Source organism: Kitasatospora sp. GP30, from assembly GCF_029892145.1.
In the GTDB taxonomy this organism is placed as follows: Bacteria; Actinomycetota; Actinomycetes; order Streptomycetales; family Streptomycetaceae; genus Kitasatospora; species Kitasatospora acidiphila.
In genome coordinates this window covers 44,983-62,070 of record NZ_JARZAH010000021.1, presented here as the reverse complement: position 1 = coordinate 62,070, position 17,088 = coordinate 44,983, and the positions used below count along the sequence as shown (strand labels likewise).

At 70.9% G+C, this 17,088-nt stretch carries 13 protein-coding genes; 1 reads left to right on the top strand and 12 read right to left on the bottom strand.

The annotated features are described in order from the left end of the window. Positions 1 to 51: 51 nt before the first annotated feature. The 11 genes from P3T35_RS25415 to nrdR all read right to left on the bottom strand — a co-directional run bounded on the left by P3T35_RS25415 (position 52) and on the right by nrdR (position 13,545). Complete coding sequence (locus tag P3T35_RS25415) at positions 52 to 942, bottom strand: carbohydrate ABC transporter permease (RefSeq protein ID WP_280707850.1); 891 nt, start codon at positions 940 to 942, stop codon at positions 52 to 54. A gap of 161 nt (positions 943 to 1,103) precedes the next feature. Further along, positions 1,104 to 2,264: a sugar ABC transporter permease gene (locus P3T35_RS25410; RefSeq protein ID WP_280707849.1), complete on the bottom strand. Its 1,161-nt coding sequence runs from the start codon at positions 2,262 to 2,264 to the stop codon at positions 1,104 to 1,106. Positions 2,265 to 2,281: 17 nt separating this feature from the next. After that, positions 2,282 to 3,655 carry an ABC transporter substrate-binding protein gene (locus P3T35_RS25405; RefSeq protein ID WP_180356591.1) on the bottom strand — a complete coding sequence of 458 codons (1,374 nt, stop codon included), beginning with the start codon at positions 3,653 to 3,655 and terminating at the stop codon, positions 2,282 to 2,284. Between the two features lie 517 nt (positions 3,656 to 4,172). Beyond that, positions 4,173 to 5,384 carry a cytochrome P450 gene (locus tag P3T35_RS25400; RefSeq protein ID WP_101382430.1) on the bottom strand — a complete coding sequence of 404 codons (1,212 nt, stop codon included), beginning with the start codon at positions 5,382 to 5,384 and terminating at the stop codon, positions 4,173 to 4,175. Then, positions 5,381 to 6,643 (bottom strand): cytochrome P450, encoded by a 1,263-nt coding sequence (locus tag P3T35_RS25395; RefSeq protein WP_101382429.1) that lies wholly within the window; start codon positions 6,641 to 6,643, stop codon positions 5,381 to 5,383. Before P3T35_RS25395 ends, P3T35_RS25400 begins: the two co-directional genes overlap by 4 nt. Further along, positions 6,640 to 7,311 carry an ATP/GTP-binding protein gene (locus P3T35_RS25390; RefSeq protein ID WP_101382428.1) on the bottom strand — a complete coding sequence of 224 codons (672 nt, stop codon included), beginning with the start codon at positions 7,309 to 7,311 and terminating at the stop codon, positions 6,640 to 6,642. The genes P3T35_RS25395 and P3T35_RS25390 overlap by 4 nt, the downstream gene beginning before the upstream one ends. Continuing rightward, positions 7,292 to 7,657: a DUF742 domain-containing protein gene (locus P3T35_RS25385; RefSeq protein ID WP_101382427.1), complete on the bottom strand. Its 366-nt coding sequence runs from the start codon at positions 7,655 to 7,657 to the stop codon at positions 7,292 to 7,294. Before P3T35_RS25385 ends, P3T35_RS25390 begins: the two co-directional genes overlap by 20 nt. Beyond that, positions 7,654 to 8,073, bottom strand: coding sequence for a roadblock/LC7 domain-containing protein (locus P3T35_RS25380; protein WP_101382426.1), 420 nt, complete (start codon positions 8,071 to 8,073; stop codon positions 7,654 to 7,656). The genes P3T35_RS25385 and P3T35_RS25380 overlap by 4 nt, the downstream gene beginning before the upstream one ends. Further along, on the bottom strand, positions 8,070 to 9,764 hold the full coding sequence (locus tag P3T35_RS25375) for an ATP-binding protein (protein ID WP_280707848.1): 1,695 nt from the start codon (positions 9,762 to 9,764) through the stop codon (positions 8,070 to 8,072). Before P3T35_RS25375 ends, P3T35_RS25380 begins: the two co-directional genes overlap by 4 nt. Positions 9,765 to 9,984: 220 nt before the next feature. Then, on the bottom strand, positions 9,985 to 12,858 hold the full coding sequence (locus P3T35_RS25370; protein ID WP_101382425.1) for a vitamin B12-dependent ribonucleotide reductase: 2,874 nt from the start codon (positions 12,856 to 12,858) through the stop codon (positions 9,985 to 9,987). A gap of 180 nt (positions 12,859 to 13,038) precedes the next feature. Then, a complete protein-coding gene (gene nrdR / locus P3T35_RS25365) occupies positions 13,039 to 13,545 on the bottom strand; it encodes a transcriptional regulator NrdR (RefSeq protein WP_101382424.1) in 507 nt (168 codons plus the stop codon). A gap of 431 nt (positions 13,546 to 13,976) precedes the next feature. On the opposite strand from nrdR, the gene lexA reads away from it, so the two are divergent. Continuing rightward, complete coding sequence (gene lexA / locus P3T35_RS25360; protein ID WP_280707847.1) at positions 13,977 to 14,855, top strand: transcriptional repressor LexA; 879 nt, start codon at positions 13,977 to 13,979, stop codon at positions 14,853 to 14,855. Positions 14,856 to 14,961: 106 nt separating this feature from the next. Here the strand turns inward: lexA and P3T35_RS25355 are convergent, their stop codons facing one another. After that, positions 14,962 to 17,076: an ATP-dependent DNA helicase gene (locus P3T35_RS25355; RefSeq protein ID WP_101382423.1), complete on the bottom strand. Its 2,115-nt coding sequence runs from the start codon at positions 17,074 to 17,076 to the stop codon at positions 14,962 to 14,964. Between the last annotated feature and the right edge of the window lie 12 nt (positions 17,077 to 17,088).

Sequence of the window (17,088 nt, the reverse complement as noted above, 5' to 3'; positions counted from 1 at the left end):
CGCAGGACCCGTCGGTCCGCCGAAGCAGACCTCAGCCGTTGGCAGCCGGCCTCACCCCTTGACCGAGCCCGCCAGCAGGCCCCGCACGAAGTAGCGCTGCAGCGCGAAGAAGACGATCAGCGGCACGATCATCGTCAGGAACGCCCCGGCGGTGAGCAGCTCCCAGTGCCCGCCGAAGGAACCGGAGAGCTGGGCCAGGCGCACCGTCATCGGCGCCACGTCGGGTGTGCCGCCCGCGAAGGTCAGGGCCACCAGCAGGTCGTTCCAGACCCAGAGGAACTGGAAGATCGCGAACGAGGCCAGCGCCGGCGCGCAGAGCGGCAGCACGATGGACCGGAAGATCCTGAAGTGCGAGGCGCCGTCCACCACCGCCGCCTCCATCAGGTCCTGCGGCAGCTGGGAGATGAAGTTGTGCAGTAGGAAGGTGGCCAGCGGCATCGCGAACATGGTGTGCGCGAGCCAGACCGGGGCGTAGCTGTTCCCGGTGCCGAGCGGCGGGATCACCGTCACCGCGCCCAGGTGGAAGCCGTGGGAGAAGAGTTGGAGCAGCGGGATCAGCGCCATCTGCAGCGGCACCACCTGCAGCGCGAAGATCACGAAGAAGAGCGTGTCGCTGCCCCGGAACCGCACCCAGGCCAGCGCGTAGGCGGCCATCGAGGCCAGCACCAGCGGAAAGACGGTGGCCGGGATGCTGATCGCCAGCGAGTTGACCAGGTACGGCATCATCCCGCCGCTGACCCCGAACCCGCCCTCGAAGAGCACCGCGTGGTAGTTGGACAGCCCCAGATGCGGGTTGGTGAAGACGGTCCACCACCCGGTGTCCGCCACATCCTGCTTGGGCCGCAGCGAGGTGGCCAGCAGCCCCAGGGTGGGGATGGTCCACAGCGCCGTCATCACCACCACGAAGAGCGAGGCGAGCGGGCTGCTGAAGGATCTGCGCACCGCCTTGGCGGCGGGCAGCGGGCGCTCCCGAACCGGTTCAGCGAACTTGCCGGACGTGCCGGACTCACCGGACCCACCGGACCCACCGGACCCACCGGACCTGCCAGACCTGCCAGACCTGCCGGACTCACCGACCTTGCCGGACTTACCGTGCTGTCCGCTCATCGGGTGGCCCGCTCCTTCCGCAACTGGACGATGTTGTACGCGACCAGCGGCAGCACCGCCATGAAGAGCAGGACCGCGAGCGCGCTCCCCCGCCCGACGTTGAACTGGGTGAAGGACTGCGAGTACATCTCGTTGGCCAGCACCTGGGTGCCGAAGTTGCCGCCGGTCATGGTGCGGACGATGTCGAAGGCCTTGAGCGTGATGAGCAGCACGGTGGTGAGCACCACCACCAGCGTGGTGCGGATCATCGGCACGGTGACGTACCAGAAGAGCCGCAGGCCCTTGGCCCCGTCGAGCCGGGCCGCCTCGGTGATCTCGTCCGGTATCGCCTTGATCGCGGCGGAGAGCACCACCATGGCGAACCCGGTCTGCACCCAGACCATCACCACCATCAGCAGGAAGGTGTTGAGCGGTTGGGAGAGGATCCAGTTCGGCGGGTGCCGCCAGCCGAGCCAGATGGCCAGTTGGCTGAGCAGGCCGATCTGCGACTGTGAGGTGTCGCGCCAGTCATAGACGAACTTCCAGATGATGCTGGCCCCGACCAGCGAGATCGCCATCGGCATGAAGATCAGCGACTTGTAGATGGACTGCCCGCGCATCCGGTCCACCAGCAGCGCCAGTGCCAGGCCGAGTCCGGTGGCCGCCACCGGGACGATCAGCAACCACAGCAGGGTGGTGAGCAGCACCTGGTGGATCGAGTCGTTGCCGAGCGCCCAGTTGTAGTTGGCGGCTCCGACGAACCGGTTGCTGTCGTCGTTGTGGAAGCTCAGGACGATCGTCCGGACCAGTGGCACCACCAGCCCCACCAGGACCAGCAGCAACGCCGGCCCGAGGAAGATCAGCACCGCCAGCGGCCGGGCGAACCGGCCGGTGGCCCGCCCGGCGGCGAAGAACACCAGCAGCAGCACGGCGAGGAAGCCGGCGATCGCGCCCGCGGTGTTACCGAACTTGATCATCGCGTCGTTCCACGAGCCGGCGAGCTCGACCGCCCGCAGCCCGACGCCGCCATGCACCACGCCGCCATACCCGACACCGCCATGCACCACGCCGCCATACCCGACGCCGCCGTGCCCGACGGCGCCATACCCTCCGGGGCCGTGCCCGACAGCGACATGCATCACGCCGCCGTGCGCGGCCCGGGCATCCGTGACCACCATTCGACTCTCCTACCGCTCTACTGCGGCCAGGCGCCGTCGATGTCGGCGGCCACCTTCTGGATGGACTGCCCCTCGGCGAACCAGGCGGTCAGCGACTTCCACTCCTGCCCGGACCCGATCGCGGCCGGCATCATGTCCGAGGCGTCGAAGCGGAAGGTGGACGCGGGGTTGGTCAGCGCGTTGGCGGAGAGCTGGTCGATCGGGTCGGTGTAGAGGCTCTTGTCGACGCTCTGGTTGGCCGAGACCCAACCGGGCGCGACCTTGATCCGGGAGTCGGCCCAGTCCGCGGTCGACAGGTAGTCCTGAACGGCCTGCACCTCGGGCCGGTTGGAGAAGGCGCTCACGAACTCGCCGCCGCCCTCGACCGGGTTGGCGGTCGCCGGGTTCACCGCGGGCAGTTGGAAGGCGAAGACGTCGCCGTCCGGCCCGACCTTGGTGGTCTTGGGCCACTGCGCCTCGTAGAACGAAGCCTGCTGCAGCATCCAGCACTTGCCGGTGAGGACCGGGGTGCCGGCGTCCTGGAAGGTGGTGGTGGCGATCGACTTCACGTCGCCGATGCCCCCGTTGACCCAGGCCGGGTTCTGCATCCAGTTCGCCACGGTCTGCATGGACTGCTGGATCTGCGGGTCGCTGAACTTGATCTTGTGGCTGACCCACTGGTCGTAGACGTCGCCGCCCTGGCCGCCGAGCACCACCTCCTCCAGCCAGTCGGTGGCCGGCCAGCCGGTCGCAGTGCCCGAACTGATGCCGCCGCACCACGGCTTGCTTCCGTTGGTGCCGGCCTTGGCCATCTTGTCGCTGAGCGCCATCAGATCGGCCCAGGTCTTCGGAACGTCATAGCCGGCCTGCTTGAAGGCCTTGGGCGAGTACCAGACCAGGGACTTCATGTTGGCGCTCATCGGAGCCGCGTAGAAGGTCCCGTTGACGGAGCCGTAGGTCTTCCAGATCGGGCTCCACTGGTTCTCATTGGCCTCGGTGCGGGCCGACGGCTTGACCACCTTGCCGGTCTTGACCATCTGCGCCAGCAGGCCGGGCTGCGGGATGACCGCCAGGTCGGGCGCGTTGCCGCCGTCGACCCGCACTGGCAACTGGGACTCGAAGTCGTTGGAGCCCTCGTAGGAGATCTGGATCCCGGTGCACTTGCTGAAGTCCGTCCAGGACTTCTCCAGCGAGTCCGACTCCGGACTGGTGATCGACGCGAACATCGTCACCTTGGTGCCCGAATGCCCCGCGTAGGGCTGGAACTTGGCACAGTCCCCGGCGAGCGTGGTGGGACCGCCGCCGCCTCCGCCGCCCGAGCTGTTGGAGCAGGCCGACACCAGGGCCAGGCCGAGTACCGCGGGGGCGATGATCAGATTCCTACGAAGCCGGACACTCACGATGCTGTTCACTGCGTTCTCCTGCGGCCTGGAACGGACGACGAGCGGACGAACGGGACGAACGAAGAGCACGAGCGGACGAACGGCACGCACGAAGAGCACGAGCCGACGAACGGGACGCACGAGGATCACGTGCGAGCGCGGCGCTGAACGAGTCGACGGTGACGGGTAGTTGGCGCTGGGTCCTCGGCAACTGATCCGACGACGGTAACGTATTGATCATCCGGCGCCAAGGGATCGCACCAAGGGATCGGACCATGGTTGCTTGCCCGCCCAGGCCGGAGCCCAAAACGACGCCGGCCCGGCTCGAGTCAAATGACAGAACAGCAGAACGACAGGACGACGCCGGCGCGCGGAGTCGACGAATGATCGACTTCGCGCGCCGGGCATCCTGTCCCACCAGCAGACTGACGAAACATCAGACCTGCCGGAGCCACCGGCGAAGCAGAACGGCTCGAAACCCGCCGGCGAAGCAGGACGGCCAGAACGGCTGGCGGTCAAAACAGCCGACGGCCGGAACAGCCGGCAGTCAGAACAGCCGGACCGGCAGCTCCCGAAGGCTGTTCACCACCATCGAGGCAGCCGGCCGCAGTTCGCCGTCCGGCACCGCCGGCGCCAGCCCGGGGAACCGCTCGAAGAGCGCGGGCAGCGCCACCTGCGCCTCCAGCCGGGCCAGCGGCGAGCCGGGGCAGACATGCGGACCGTGGCCGAACGACAGGTGCCGGTTCGGGCTGCGCGTGATGTCGAACAGCTCGGCGGTCACCCCGTGCTGCAGCGGATCCCGGCCGATCGCGTTGTAGGAGATCATCACCGGGTCGCCGGCCGGCACCACCACACCGTCCCCCACCTCGATCGGCTCGGCGGCGAACCGGAACAGGAAGTTGCTGGTCGGCGGCGTCCACCGGAGCGACTCCTCGACCACCGCGTCCCAGCCCACCTCCCCGGTGCGGACCAGCGCCAGCTGGTCGGGGTGGCCGAGCAGGGCCCGCACCGCGTTGGTGATCAGGTTGACCGTGGTCTCGTGCCCGGCCGCGATGATCACCCGGATGGTGGCCGCCGCCTCCTCGTCGGTGAGCGCACTGCCCTCCAGGTCGGCCGCGAGCAGCGCGCTCGCCAGATCGTCGCGGGGCGCCGCCCGGCGCTGCCGCACCACGTCGTTGACGAAGGCGTTGAGCGCCGCGATGGTGGCCTGGATGCCGGCCGGGTCGGGCACGCTGCTCAGGAACACCTCGTACAGGCCGCGCAGATACCCGTGGTCGGCCGGGTCGAGCCCGAGCAGCGAGCCGATCACCGACATCGGCAGCGGGAACGCGAAGGCGTTCTTCAGGTCCACCACCGGCTCACCCGCCGCCAGCTTGTCCAGCAACTGCCCTGTGAGCAGCTCAATTTGAGGGCGCAGCAGCTCCACCCGGCGCGGCGTGAACGCCTGCGCCACCAGGGCGCGCAGCCGCCGGTGCTCCTCCCCGTCGGTGGTGACCATGCTCGGCCCGGGCACCGCAAGGCCGATCAGCGGCCAGTCGCGCGGCACCTCGCCGCGCTGCAGGGCGGCCCAGTGCTCGGCGTCCTTGACCAGCCGGTGGTCCGTCAGCAGCGCCCGGGCCGCCGCGTGCTGGGTGACCGCCCAGGCCGGCACCCCGCCGGGCAGCAGCACCCGCGCCACCGGCCCGGCCGCCCGCAGCAGCGCGCCCTCGCCGGCACTGTCCCGCGCGAACGGGTCCAGTGCTATGACCGCTTGAGTCAACGGAAAGCCCCTCCTCCTGTGTTAGCGGCCGGGGTGAAGCTCACGGGCAGTGCCACCAGCGCCCGCACCCAGGCCGAGGGCCGCCAGACCAGGGCGTGTTCGGCCACGGCCAGCCCAAGGTCGGGCAGCCGGTCGAGCAGCACCTCGATGGCGGTGGCGGCGATCACCTCGGCGGCCTCCTGCGCGGGGAACGGGCAGCGGTGCTCACCGTGCGAGAAGCTCAGGTGCGCGTGGTTGCCCTCCGGCGCCGAGCCGTCGGGCGACCGCACCGCCGGGTCCGCGTTGGCCCCGGCGAAGCCGAGCAGCAGCATGTCGCCCTCAGCGATCTTCTGCCCGCCCAGCTGGGTGTCGCGGATCGCCCACCGGCCCGCGAAGTTCTGGGTCGGGGTGTCCTCCCAGAGTGCCTCGGTGAGCGCCTGGCCGACGCTGCGCCGTCCGCCCGAGAGCGAGGCCGCGAACCGCTCGTCGGTCAGCATCAGCCGCAGTGCGTTGGCGATCCAGTAGGCGGTCGGCTGGTGGCCGGCGATCAGCAGCACCCGCAGGTCTCGGATCACCTCGTCGTCGGTCAGCCCGGCCGGGTGCACCAGCAGCCGCGAGGTGACGTCGGCGCCCGGCCGGGCCCGCTTGGCCTCCACCAGCTCCGTCATCAGGGCGATGAGGCGCTGCGCCCCCTGCTGGGCGTTGGCCCCGCCGTCCAGCATGTCCAGCAGCCCCTGGATCAGCACCGGCACCTGGGACGGGTCCAGGCCGAGCATCCAGCAGAGCACCAGCAGCGGCATCCGGTGCGCGTACTCGGCGACCAGGTCGGCCTCGCCGCGGCCCGCGAAGTCGTCGATCAGCCGGTCGGCGACCCGCTCGCAGTAGGTCTTCAGCTCGTACGGGTCGACCGCGGCCAGGGCCTCGGTGATCGCCGCCGAGCGGCGCTGGTGCTCGCTGCCCTCGGTGTAGAGGACCGACGGCACCGCGGCCATCATCGGCCGCAGCGGCCAGTCCTCGGGGATCGAGGGCCAGGCGTTCCAGCGCCTGGAGTCACGGCCGAAGATCTTGGGCTGGCTGGTCACCAACTGCAGCTCGCGATAGCCGATCACCAGCCAGGCCGGTACCCCGCCGGCCAGCTCGACCGGGGCCACCGGCCCGTGTGCGGCCCGCAGTTCGCGGTACACCTGACCGGGGTCGGTCTGGAAGCGCGGCCCGTACAGCGGCGCGGCGCCGCGGTGCGCCGGGCAGCCGGGGGGCGGGGTGGTCGCCGGTTCGGTCACGAGAGGTCCTCCACATCAGCGTCGGCCGGCCCGTACCGGGCCTCGGCCAGCTCGGTCAGGTGGCGGACCAGGGTGATCAGCACCTGCTTGCCGGACTCCTTCTCGCGGGCGTCGCAGTCGAGCAGCGGCACTTCGGGCGACAGGTCGAGCGCCTCGCGGACCTGCTCCAGGGTGTGCTGGGGCGGCTCGAAGTTGTTGCGGGCCACCACGAACGGCATCCCGTGGTGCTCCAGCCGGTCGATGGCGTAGAAGGAGTCCTCCAGCCGCCGCGGGTCGACCAGCACCACCGCGCCGAGCGCGCCGGAGAACAGCCGGTCCCAGAGGAACCAGAACCGCTCCTGCCCGGGCGCGCCGAACAGGTAGAGCACGCTCTCGGCGGAGAGGGTGATCCGGCCGAAGTCGAATGCGACCGTGGTGGACCGCTTGTCCGCCACCGCCGACGGGTCGTCGATCCCCACGCCGGCCTTGGTCATCACCTCTTCGGTGGTGAGCGGACGGATCTCGCTGACCGAGCCGACCAGGGTGGTCTTGCCGGCACCGAAGCCGCCGACCACGACGATCTTCCAGGCGTTGTCGGCGGTGCTGCGCAGCGGCGTACGGGCGGGGCGAGCGGCTTCGACGACGGCGGTGCCGGCGACACCGAAAGTGTCAGAGCCGTTGGAGTCCATGCAGCACCTGCTTCAGCGTGTCGACGTCGGGCAACCGGTTGGTCCGCGGGGCGAACCGGGGGTGGCGGGCGGTGATCCGGCCGGCCTCCAGCAGGTCGCCGAGCAGGATCTTGATCACGCTGACCGGCAGCCCCAGCTCGGCGGAGAGCTCCACCACCGCGATCGGGTGCTCGGCCAGCCGCAGGATCCGCGCGTGCTCGGACTGCATCCCGGCCACCGGCGCGCTCTCCGCGACGATCAGCGTCACCACGTCGAACGCGTCGGTGGCCGGACGGCTGCGGCCGCCGGTCACCGTGTAGAGGCGGTCCGGGCCGTCGTCGGGCCCGAGCCGCCGACGGCCGGTCATGCCTCCCCGGCGGTGGCGTCCTCGCGCGGCGGCGCGCTCAGGAACTCGCCGATCTGCTCGATCAGGGCGTGCATGTTGTGGCCGACCAGGCCGACGTCGGCGCTGTCCTCGGTGACCACGGCCAGGTGCGCGCCCTGGCCCGCCTCCACGATGCACAGGATGCCGCCGTGGAACTCGGTCATCGACTGGCGCACCCCACCGGTGCCGTCGCCGAACTCGATCGAGGCGCCGTGCGCCAGGCTCTGGATCCCGGAGGCGATGGCGGCCAGCTGGTCGGCCTGGTCCTCGGTCAGGCCGGTGCTGTGGCAGAGCTTCAGGCCGTCGGCGGAGAGCACCAGGGCGTGCCGGGAGTCGGGCGTGTTGGCCAGCAGGTTCTCCAACAGCCAGTCGAGGTCGCGGTCGGTGGTGCTGCTCATCGGGGGTCGTCCTTCGAGAAGTCGGCGGGTGGCGCGGGGTCGGGCAGGGGCACAGCGGTTCGGGCGCCCTGCACGGCCTGCCGGAAGGCACCGAGGCGGGCGGCGTTCGGCGGCCGGCGCCGCACCGCGGGGGCTGCGGGCGCCGGGGTGGCCGATGCGGCCAGGGTCTGGCCGCGTCGGCGCTTGGGCAGGTCGTTGCCGCCGGCCGGCGGCGCGGGCACGCTCTCAACGACGTCGGCCTCGGGGGCGCTGGTTCCGTCCGAGGTGGCGTCAGCTGCGGGCCGGGCGGCGGGAATCGCGGGGCGGACGGCGGGCAGGGCGGGGCGGACGGCGGGCAGGGCGGGCCGGGCTTGAGGTGCGGGGGCCGACGGCGCGGGGGCGAGCGGCGCAGGGGCGTCCGGCTCCTGGTCCTCCGGCTCCGGCTGGCTGATCAGCTGCGCCGGCACCAGCATCACCACACCGGTGCCGCCGCGCGACGAGGGCCGGAAGGAGATCGACAGGCCGTGCTTGCGGGCCAGCGCGCCGACCACCGCGAAGCCCAGCCTGGTTCCGGCGGAGAGCGTGGTCAGGTCGAGCGGCTCCCCGGACACCGCCTGCTCGGCCCGGCGCAGCCAGACCTCGGAGAGCCCCAGACCGCCGTCCTCGACGGTGATCGCCAGACCGGTGTGCAACTCCTCGACGTAGACGTGCACTTCGGTCGGCGGAGCGGAGAAGTTGGCGCCGTTGTCCATCAGTTCGGCCAGCGCGTGCATCACGCCCTCGGCCGCGAACCCGGCCACCGACGCGGTGCTCGCCGAGTGCAGCCGCACCCGCCGGTAGGCGCCGATCCGCCCGAGCGCCCCACGCAGCACGCTCTCCACCGGGATCGGCCTGGTCCACCGGCGGCCGCTGCGGGCGCCGGTGAGCACGGCGATGCTGTCCGCCATCCGTCCCACCTGGGCGGTGCTGTGATCGAGGCTCAGCAGATCGCCGAGGACCGTGTCGTCATGCCGGTGCTGCATGTCGCGCAGCTCGGCGTGCATGCTGGTGGCCAGTGCCTGGACCCGGCCGGCGGCGGTCGCGCAGACCGCCAGCGCGGCGGCCCGCTGGCGCTCGCCGTGCGCGACCTCGCGGGCCAGCAGCACCAGCAGGTCCTCGTGCGCGGTCTGCCGGTGCTCCACCAGGACGGTCTCCACCGAGGCGCCGGCCCGCAGCCGGCGGACCACCTCGGGAATGGTGTGCTCGGCCAGCTTGGCCAGTTCGGCCCGTTCGTCGTCGGCCGCGGCCCGGGCGGCGGCCGCCTCGGTGCGCGCCTCCACGGCCTCCGCGCGGGCGGCCAGGGTCTCGGAGCGGGCCGCCTCGGCGTCGGTGTGGCTCGCCTGGGCGCGGGCCCGGGCGGCCTGCGCCTCGGCCATCGCGTCGGCGGTGGCGGCTTCCGCGCGCACCACCGCGGCGAGTGCGGCTTCGCCCTTGGTCCGGGCGGTGGCCAGCTGGGCCGCCAGGTGACGGGCCCGGCGGCGTTGGACGAGGGCCGCGGCGACCGCGGCGCACCAGGCCGCGGCGGCCACCGCGGACCACAGGCCGACGGCGGTGCGGTCCCGGTCGGGGGCCGCCGCGGTGGCGGCGATCACGGCGGTTGCGGCGACCAGCACCGCCGCCAGCGCCGCGAGCAGCATGGCCGGTCGGCCGGAGAGGCGTGAGCGTGCGGTCATCGGTCGGTTCCTCGGCGGGTCGGGATCGGGCAGGCGACAGCGCACCGGCCCCCCGCAGCCGGGAGCGGCATGATCAGTTCACGCGGTCAACTGATGATATCGACTTAGATATTCAGCTCAAACGTTCAATTGACGTGACGTCTGTCAAATCCAGCGGACATGCCAAAGGGCGGTGCCACCGGTCGACCCGGTGGCACCGCCCCTCGTCAGGCGGCTGTGATCAGCTGCAGCCGCTGGTGGAGCCGCAGCCCTCGCACAGGTAGCAGCTGCCCGCACGGCGCATCTTGGTGCCGCAGGAGAAGCAGAGCGGCGCGTCGGCGTTCAGGCCGAGCTGGATCTCCAGCAGCTCCGTCGAGTTGTGCGGCGCCTTGGAGGCGGTCGGCGCCGGCAGCTCGACGACCTGGTCGGCCCGGGTGGCCAACGGCGCGGACTGGGCCAGGCTCTCGACGTCCAGGTCGTCCTCGAGCGGCTCGTAGGAGCCGGTCTCCAGGTGGCGCTGGCGCTCCTCGACGGAGTGGATGCCGAGCGCCGAGCGGGTCTCGAACGGCAGGAAGTCAAGCGCCAGGCGGCGGAAGATGTAGTCGACGATCGACTGGGCCATCCGCACGTCCGGGTCGTCGGTCAGACCGGCCGGCTCGAAGCGCATGTTGGTGAACTTCGAGACGTAGGTCTCCAGCGGGACGCCGTACTGCAGGCCGACCGAGACGGCGATGGAGAAGGCGTCCATCATGCCCGCCAGGGTGGAGCCCTGCTTGGACATCTTGAGGAAGACCTCGCCGAGGCCGTCGTCCGGGTAGGAGTTGGCGGTCATGTAGCCCTCGGCGCCACCCACCGTGAAGGAGGTGGTGATGCCGGGACGGCCCTTGGGCAGGCGCTTGCGGACCGGGCGGTACTCGACCACCTTCTCCACGGCGGCCGGCTCGACCGGGGCCGGGGCCGCCTTCGCCTCGTCGCCCTTCTTCTTGGCCGACAGCGGCTGGCCCACCTTGCAGTTGTCGCGGTAGATCGCCAGCGCCTTGACGCCCAGCTTCCACGCCTCGAAGTAGATCTCCTCGACCTCCTCGACGGTGGCGTTCTCCGGCATGTTGACGGTCTTGGAGATCGCACCGGAGATCCACGGCTGGATCGCCGACATCATGCGGACGTGGCCCATCGGGGAGATGGAGCGGTCGCCCATCGCGCAGTCGAAGACCTCGTAGTGCTCGGTCTTCAGGCTCGGGGCATCGAGGACGTTGCCGTGCTCGGCGATGTGCGCCACGATCGCCTCGATCGCCTCACCGTGGTAGCCCAGGCGCTTGAGGGCGCGCGGCACGGTGTTGTTGACGATCTGCATCGAGCCGCCGCCGACCAGCTTCTTGAACTTGACCAGGGCGAGGTCGGGCTCCACGCCGGTGGTGTCGCAGTCCATCATCAGGCCGATGGTGCCGGTCGGGGCCAGCACCGAGGCCTGGGCGTTGCGGAAACCGTTCTGCGCGCCGATCCGCAGCACGTCCTGCCAGGTCTCGTTGGCGGCGGCCCAGACCGGGGCGTCCAGGTCGTCCAGCGCGACGGCGGTCAGGCTGGCGTCCGCGTGCTGCTTCATCACCCGCTGGTGCGGGGCGGCGTTGCGGGCGTAGCCGTCGTACGGGCCGACCACACCGGCCAGTTCGGCGCCGCGACGGTAGGCGGTGCCGGTCATCAGCGAGGTGATGGCACCGGCCAGCGCGCGGCCGCCGTCCGAGTCGTAGGCGTGGCCGGTGGCCATCAGCAGCGCGCCCAGGTTGGCGTAGCCGATGCCCAACTGGCGGTAGGCGCGGGTGGTCTCGCCGATCTTCTCGGTCGGGAAGTCGGCGAAGCAGATCGAGATGTCCATCGCGGTGATGACCAGCTCGACCACCTTGGCGAAGGTGACCGCGTCGAAAGAGTCGTCGTCGCGCAGGAACTTCATCAGGTTCAGCGAGGCCAGGTTGCAGCTGGAGTTGTCCAGGTGCATGTACTCGGAGCAGGGGTTGGACGCGTTGATCCGACCCGACTCCGGGCAGGTGTGCCAGTGGTTGATGGTGGAGTCGTACTGGATGCCCGGGTCGGCGCAGGCCCAGGCCGCCTCGGCCATCTTGCGGAACAGCTTCTTGGCGTCGACGGTCTCGATGACCTCGCCGGTCAGCCGGGCCCGCAGGCCGAACTCGGTGCCGTTCTCCACCGCCGTCATGAACTCGTCCGAGACCCGGACCGAGTTGTTGGCGTTCTGGTACTGGACGGAGGTGATGTCGTCGCCGCCCAGGTCCATGTCGAAGCCCGCGTCACGCAGCGCGCGGATCTTCTCCTCCTCCTTCACCTTGGTCTCGATGAAGGCCTCGACGTCCGGGTGGTCCACGTCGAGCACGACCATCTTGGCGGCCCGGCGGGTGGCGCCACCGGACTTGATGGTGCCGGCCGAGGCGTCCGCGCCGCGCATGAAGGAGACCGGGCCGGAGGCGTTGCCGCCGGAGGAGAGCAGTTCCTTGGAGGAGCGGATCCGGGAGAGGTTCAGGCCGGCGCCGGAGCCGCCCTTGAAGATCATCCCCTCTTCCTTGTACCAGTCCAGGATCGACTCCATGGAGTCGTCCACGGCCAGGATGAAGCAGGCGCTGACCTGCTGCGGCTGCTTGGTGCCGACGTTGAACCAGACCGGGGAGTTGAAGCTGAACACCTGGTGGAGGAGGGCGTGGGTCAGCTCGTGCTCGAAGACCTCGGCGTCGGCGGCGGAGGCGAAGTAACCGTTCTTCTCACCGGCGGCGCGGTAGGTCAGCACCACCCGGTCGATGATCTGCTTCAGGCTCCACTCGCGCTGCGGGGTGCCCAGGGCGCCGCGGAAGTACTTGCTGGTGACGATGTTGACCGCGTTCACCGACCAGAAGTCGGGGAACTCGACGCCGCGCTGCTCGAAGTTGATCGAGCCGTCGCGCCAGTTGGTCATGACGACGTCGCGCCGCTCCCAGGTGACCTCGTCATAGGGGTGGACCCCGGGGGTGGTGTAGATGCGCTCGATCCGCAGACCGCCCTTGGGGGCCTTGCCGCCCTTGCCGGCCTTCTCGGACTTCGACCCGCGTGCGCTGCCGCTCGTGGTGTCTGTCACTTCTTCTCCTCCTCCTGGGCAAACGCCCGGCATACCCCAATTGTCCTTCTCGGGGTGTGCTGCTTCGCTTCTCCTGGTGGGCGGGCAGGCCGGGGGCGCCGACCGGTTCGCACCGTCTGTGTTGGTTTGCGCGCCGTTTTCGGGCACGCCTGAGCCCCGGAGGGCGTGGGTAACCGCCTCCTAGGGCGCCGCGGCGGGGACGGGCACGGCGGAGCCGTCCTCGTCCTGCGCGGTGGCGGACCGCTCCGCGCCTCGCAACTCCGCGATGGCGGCCTCGAAGTCCGCAAGTCCGTCGTATGCCTGGTAGACCGAGGCGAACCGCAGGTACGCGACGACGTCCAGGTCCTTCAGCGGGCCGAGTATGGCCAGGCCCACGTCGTGCGTGGAGAGCTCGGCGCTGCCACTGGCGCGCACGCACTCCTCCACCCGCTGGCCGAGCAGCGCCAGGGCGTCCTCGGTGACCGGTCGACCCTGGCAGGCCTTGCGGACCCCGGAGATCACCTTCTCGCGGCTGAACGGCTCGGTCACCCCACTGCGCTTGATCACCATGAGCGCGGCCGTCTCCACCGTGGTGAACCGCCGACTGCAGTCGGGGCACTGGCGGCGGCGGCGAATCGCACTGCCGTCATCAGTGGTGCGACTGTCGACCACACGGCTGTCGGAGTGCCGGCAGAAGGGGCAGTGCACGGGGGACTCCCTTCCTGGGCGAACCGGCTGAGCGGGCTGGGCAGAGCCATAGTCTAGGCCACGCGTTCAAGATCCAATAACACGGGGACCACAACCTGTGGGCTGCGAGCAGCTATACAACCACTAGATCTTGCGTGGCGCACCATCCAACACGCCAGACGCGCAGTGGCTCCGAAATCACCCCGCGCTATCGCCGCAGGTCAGTTGCGAGTCGCCCGCGCGAGCCATTTCGACCACTCACCCGAACGGCCGAGAAGAGCACGCTAGAATCACTGATCGAACATTTAATCGACCGCACATACACCCAAAGCCTTGATCGAGTCACGCGACTCCGAAATAATTCACTCGAACGTGTGTTTGGCGCAACCTTTCGATAGGTGCTGCCGTTGGGCTGGGCAAGCAGGGAAGACCGCCCGTCGAGAGGGGCCGCCATGAGCACCGTACAGACCAGTAGCACCAATAACACCGCTCTCCAGAACACCGTTGCCGACGGCCGCGGCATCCCGGTACAGGAGGACCGCAGCAGCATGGACCGCAGCGACAGCTCCCGTCCCGGCGGCGCGCCGGGCTTCCTCCAGGACCAGCCGGTCGAGCATGCCTCGGTGCAGGACGTTCCGCTCGGCCTGCCCGGCGGCCAGGCCCGCTCGCTGCCCGGCCGCCCGCCGGGGATCCGCACCGACGAGGCCGGGCTGACCGAGCGGCAGCGCCGGGTGATCGACGTGATCCGGGATTCGGTGCAGCGCCGCGGCTATCCGCCGAGCATGCGGGAGATCGGCCAGGCAGTCGGGCTCTCCTCCACCTCCTCGGTGGCGCACCAGCTGATGGCCCTGGAGCGCAAGGGGTTCCTGCGGCGCGACCCGCACCGCCCCCGGGCCTACGAGGTGCGCGGCGTCGAGGTCACCCGCCCCAACACCGCCGATGCCGCGGGCCGCCCCTCCACCTCCTATGTGCCGCTGGTCGGCCGGATCGCCGCCGGAGGGCCGATCCTGGCCGAGCAGACGGTCGAGGACGTCTTCCCGCTCCCCCGCCAGCTGGTCGGCGAGGGTGAGCTGTTCGCGCTCACCGTGCGCGGCGACTCGATGATCGAGGCGGCCATCTGCGACGGGGACTGGGTCACCGTGCGCCGCCAGCCGGTCGCCGAGAACGGCGACATCGTGGCCGCCATGATCGACGGCGAGGCCACCGTCAAGCGCCTCAAGCGCGAGGACGGCCGGATCTGGCTGCTGCCGCACAACCCGGCCTACGAGCCGATCCCGGGCGACAACGCGACCATCCTGGGCAAGGTCGTCGCGGTGCTGCGCCGCCTCTGACTCGGGCGTGCCCCACCTGCTTCTGGCGGGCCGTCGGTGTATCCGACGGCCCGCCAGCCTTTTCTGCCCCTGTCGCCTCGTCTGCCCGCAGGCCGGCTGAGCCCGGTCAGCCCCGCTTGGCGACCGGCCGGACCGGCGGCGCGCTCTGGTCGATGGACGCCAGCGAACGGCGCACCTGGTTGCGATCGGTCGTGTACCAGAAGTCCGGCATCGAGGCCCGGAAGAAGCCGCCGTACCGCGCGGTGGCCAGCCGCGGATCGAGCACCGCGACCACACCCCGGTCGTCGGCCGCCCGGACCAGCCGGCCCGCGCCCTGCGCCATCAGCAGCGCGGCATGCGTGGCCGCCACCGCCATGAAGCCGTTCCCGCCGGCCTCCTCCACCGACTTCTGCCGGGCACTCATCAGCGGATCATCGGGCCGCGGGAACGGGATCCGGTCCATCACCACCAACTGGCAGGCGGAGCCCGGCACATCCACGCCCTGCCAGAGCGACAGGGTGCCGAAGAGGCAGGTCTCGGCATCGCTCGCGAAGTTCCGGATCAGCTCGCCCAGGGTGTCCTCGCCCTGCAGCAGGATCGGGTAGTCCAGCCGCTCGCGCAGCTGCTCGGCGGCGGTCTGCGCGGCCCGCATCGAGGAGAACAGCCCGAGCGTGCGCCCGCCGGCGGCACCGATCAGCTCGGCCAACTCGTCCAGCATCTGCGGCCGTTCCGGCTCCCGGCCGGGCGCCGGCAGATGCTTGGCGACGTAGAGGATGCCCTGCTTGGGGTAGCTGAACGGCGAGCCGACGTCCAGCGCCCGCCAGACCGGCGGCGCGTCCTCGCTCAGGTCGCGGTCCGGCTCCGCCCCGCCGCGCTGTTCCGGCAGCCGCCCCTCGCCGGGCAGCCCGACCGAAGCGGCCACCCCGGTGAAGTCGCCGCCCAGCTTCAGGGTGGCCGAGGTCAGCACCACCGAGCGCTCCTTGTAGAGGTTCTCCCGCAGCAGCCCGGAGACGCTCATCGGCGCCACCCGCAACGAGGCCGGGACCAGCCCGTAGCGGTCGCTGCGCTCGATCCAGATCACGTCGTACGGCGACTCCTCGAGCAGCCGCTCGGTGGTGTCGTGCAGCGACTCGACGGCGGCCATCGCCTGCTTGCGGACCGCGTCCTCGTCGGTGAGGCCCTTGTCCCGGATCTCGCCGAGCGAGGTGATCACCTGGCGGCTGGCGTCCCGGATCGCGGCGACCGCGTAGCCGAGGTACTCGGGCAGTTCGTCGACCTTGCCGGGCTGGGCGGTCTCCATCAGGCCGTGGTAACTCTCGGCGGCGGCCTGCAGCGCGTCCACCGCCTTCTCGTTGGCCAGCCGGGCGGCCCGCTTGACCGCGCGGTTGACCGCACCGACGGTGAGCTCAGCGGTGGCCGCGCCGGTCACCCGGTTCACCAGCTCGTGCGCCTCGTCGATGATCAGCAGCTCGTGCTCGGGCAGCACCGGGGCGCCCTCGATCGCATCGATCGCCAGCAGCGCGTGGTTGGTCACCACCACATCGGCCAGCTTGGCGCGCTCCCGGGCCCGCTCCGCGAAGCACTCCGGCCCGTACGGGCAGCGGGTGGCGCCCAGGCACTCCCGGGAGCTGACCGAGAGCTGGGCCCAGGCTTTGTCGGAGACGCCCGGGGTCAGGTCGTCCCGGTCGCCGGTCTCGGTCTCGTCGGCCCAGTCGCGCAGCCGGAGCACGTCCTCGCCGAGCTTGCCGGTCGGCCCGGCGATCTCCTCCAGCGGGATCAGCCCCTCGCCCTCCTCACTGGGCGCGCCCTCGTGCGCCCGGTGCAGGCAGAGGTAGTTGGAGCGGCCCTTGAGCATGGCGAACTGCGGGCGGCGGCGCAGCACCGGGTGCAGCGCGTCCACGGTGCGCGGCAAGTCCCGCTCCACCAGCTGGCGTTGCAGCGCCAGCGTGGCGGTGGCCACCACCACGCGGTCGCCGTGCGCCAGCGCCGGCACCAGGTAGGCCAGCGACTTGCCGGTGCCGGTGCCGGCCTGCACCAGCAGGTGCTCGGCACTCTCGACGGCCTCGGCGACCGCCTCGGCCATCCTGATCTGGCCGGGCCGCTCGACACCGCCGACCGCGGTGACGGCGGCGTGCAGCAGTTCGGGGATCCGGCCGGCGGTCTCGGCGACGAAGGCGGCGGGCTCGGCGGGCTCGGCAGGGAGATCCTCGGCCGGCAACTGGGGTGCGGAGTCGTTCCTCATGGCACTCCAACC

Coding starts and splice junctions, on each gene's coding strand:
- P3T35_RS25410 (WP_280707849.1), bottom strand. CDS start 2,264: ATGGTGGTCACGGATGCCCGGGCCGCGCACGGCGGCGTGATGCATGTC.
- P3T35_RS25390 (WP_101382428.1), bottom strand. CDS start 7,311: ATGGACTCCAACGGCTCTGACACTTTCGGTGTCGCCGGCACCGCCGTC.
- P3T35_RS25385 (WP_101382427.1), bottom strand. CDS start 7,657: ATGACCGGCCGTCGGCGGCTCGGGCCCGACGACGGCCCGGACCGCCTC.
- P3T35_RS25380 (WP_101382426.1), bottom strand. CDS start 8,073: ATGAGCAGCACCACCGACCGCGACCTCGACTGGCTGTTGGAGAACCTG.
- P3T35_RS25375 (WP_280707848.1), bottom strand. CDS start 9,764: ATGACCGCACGCTCACGCCTCTCCGGCCGACCGGCCATGCTGCTCGCG.
- lexA (WP_280707847.1), top strand. CDS start 13,977: ATGAGCACCGTACAGACCAGTAGCACCAATAACACCGCTCTCCAGAAC.
- P3T35_RS25355 (WP_101382423.1), bottom strand. CDS start 17,076: ATGAGGAACGACTCCGCACCCCAGTTGCCGGCCGAGGATCTCCCTGCC.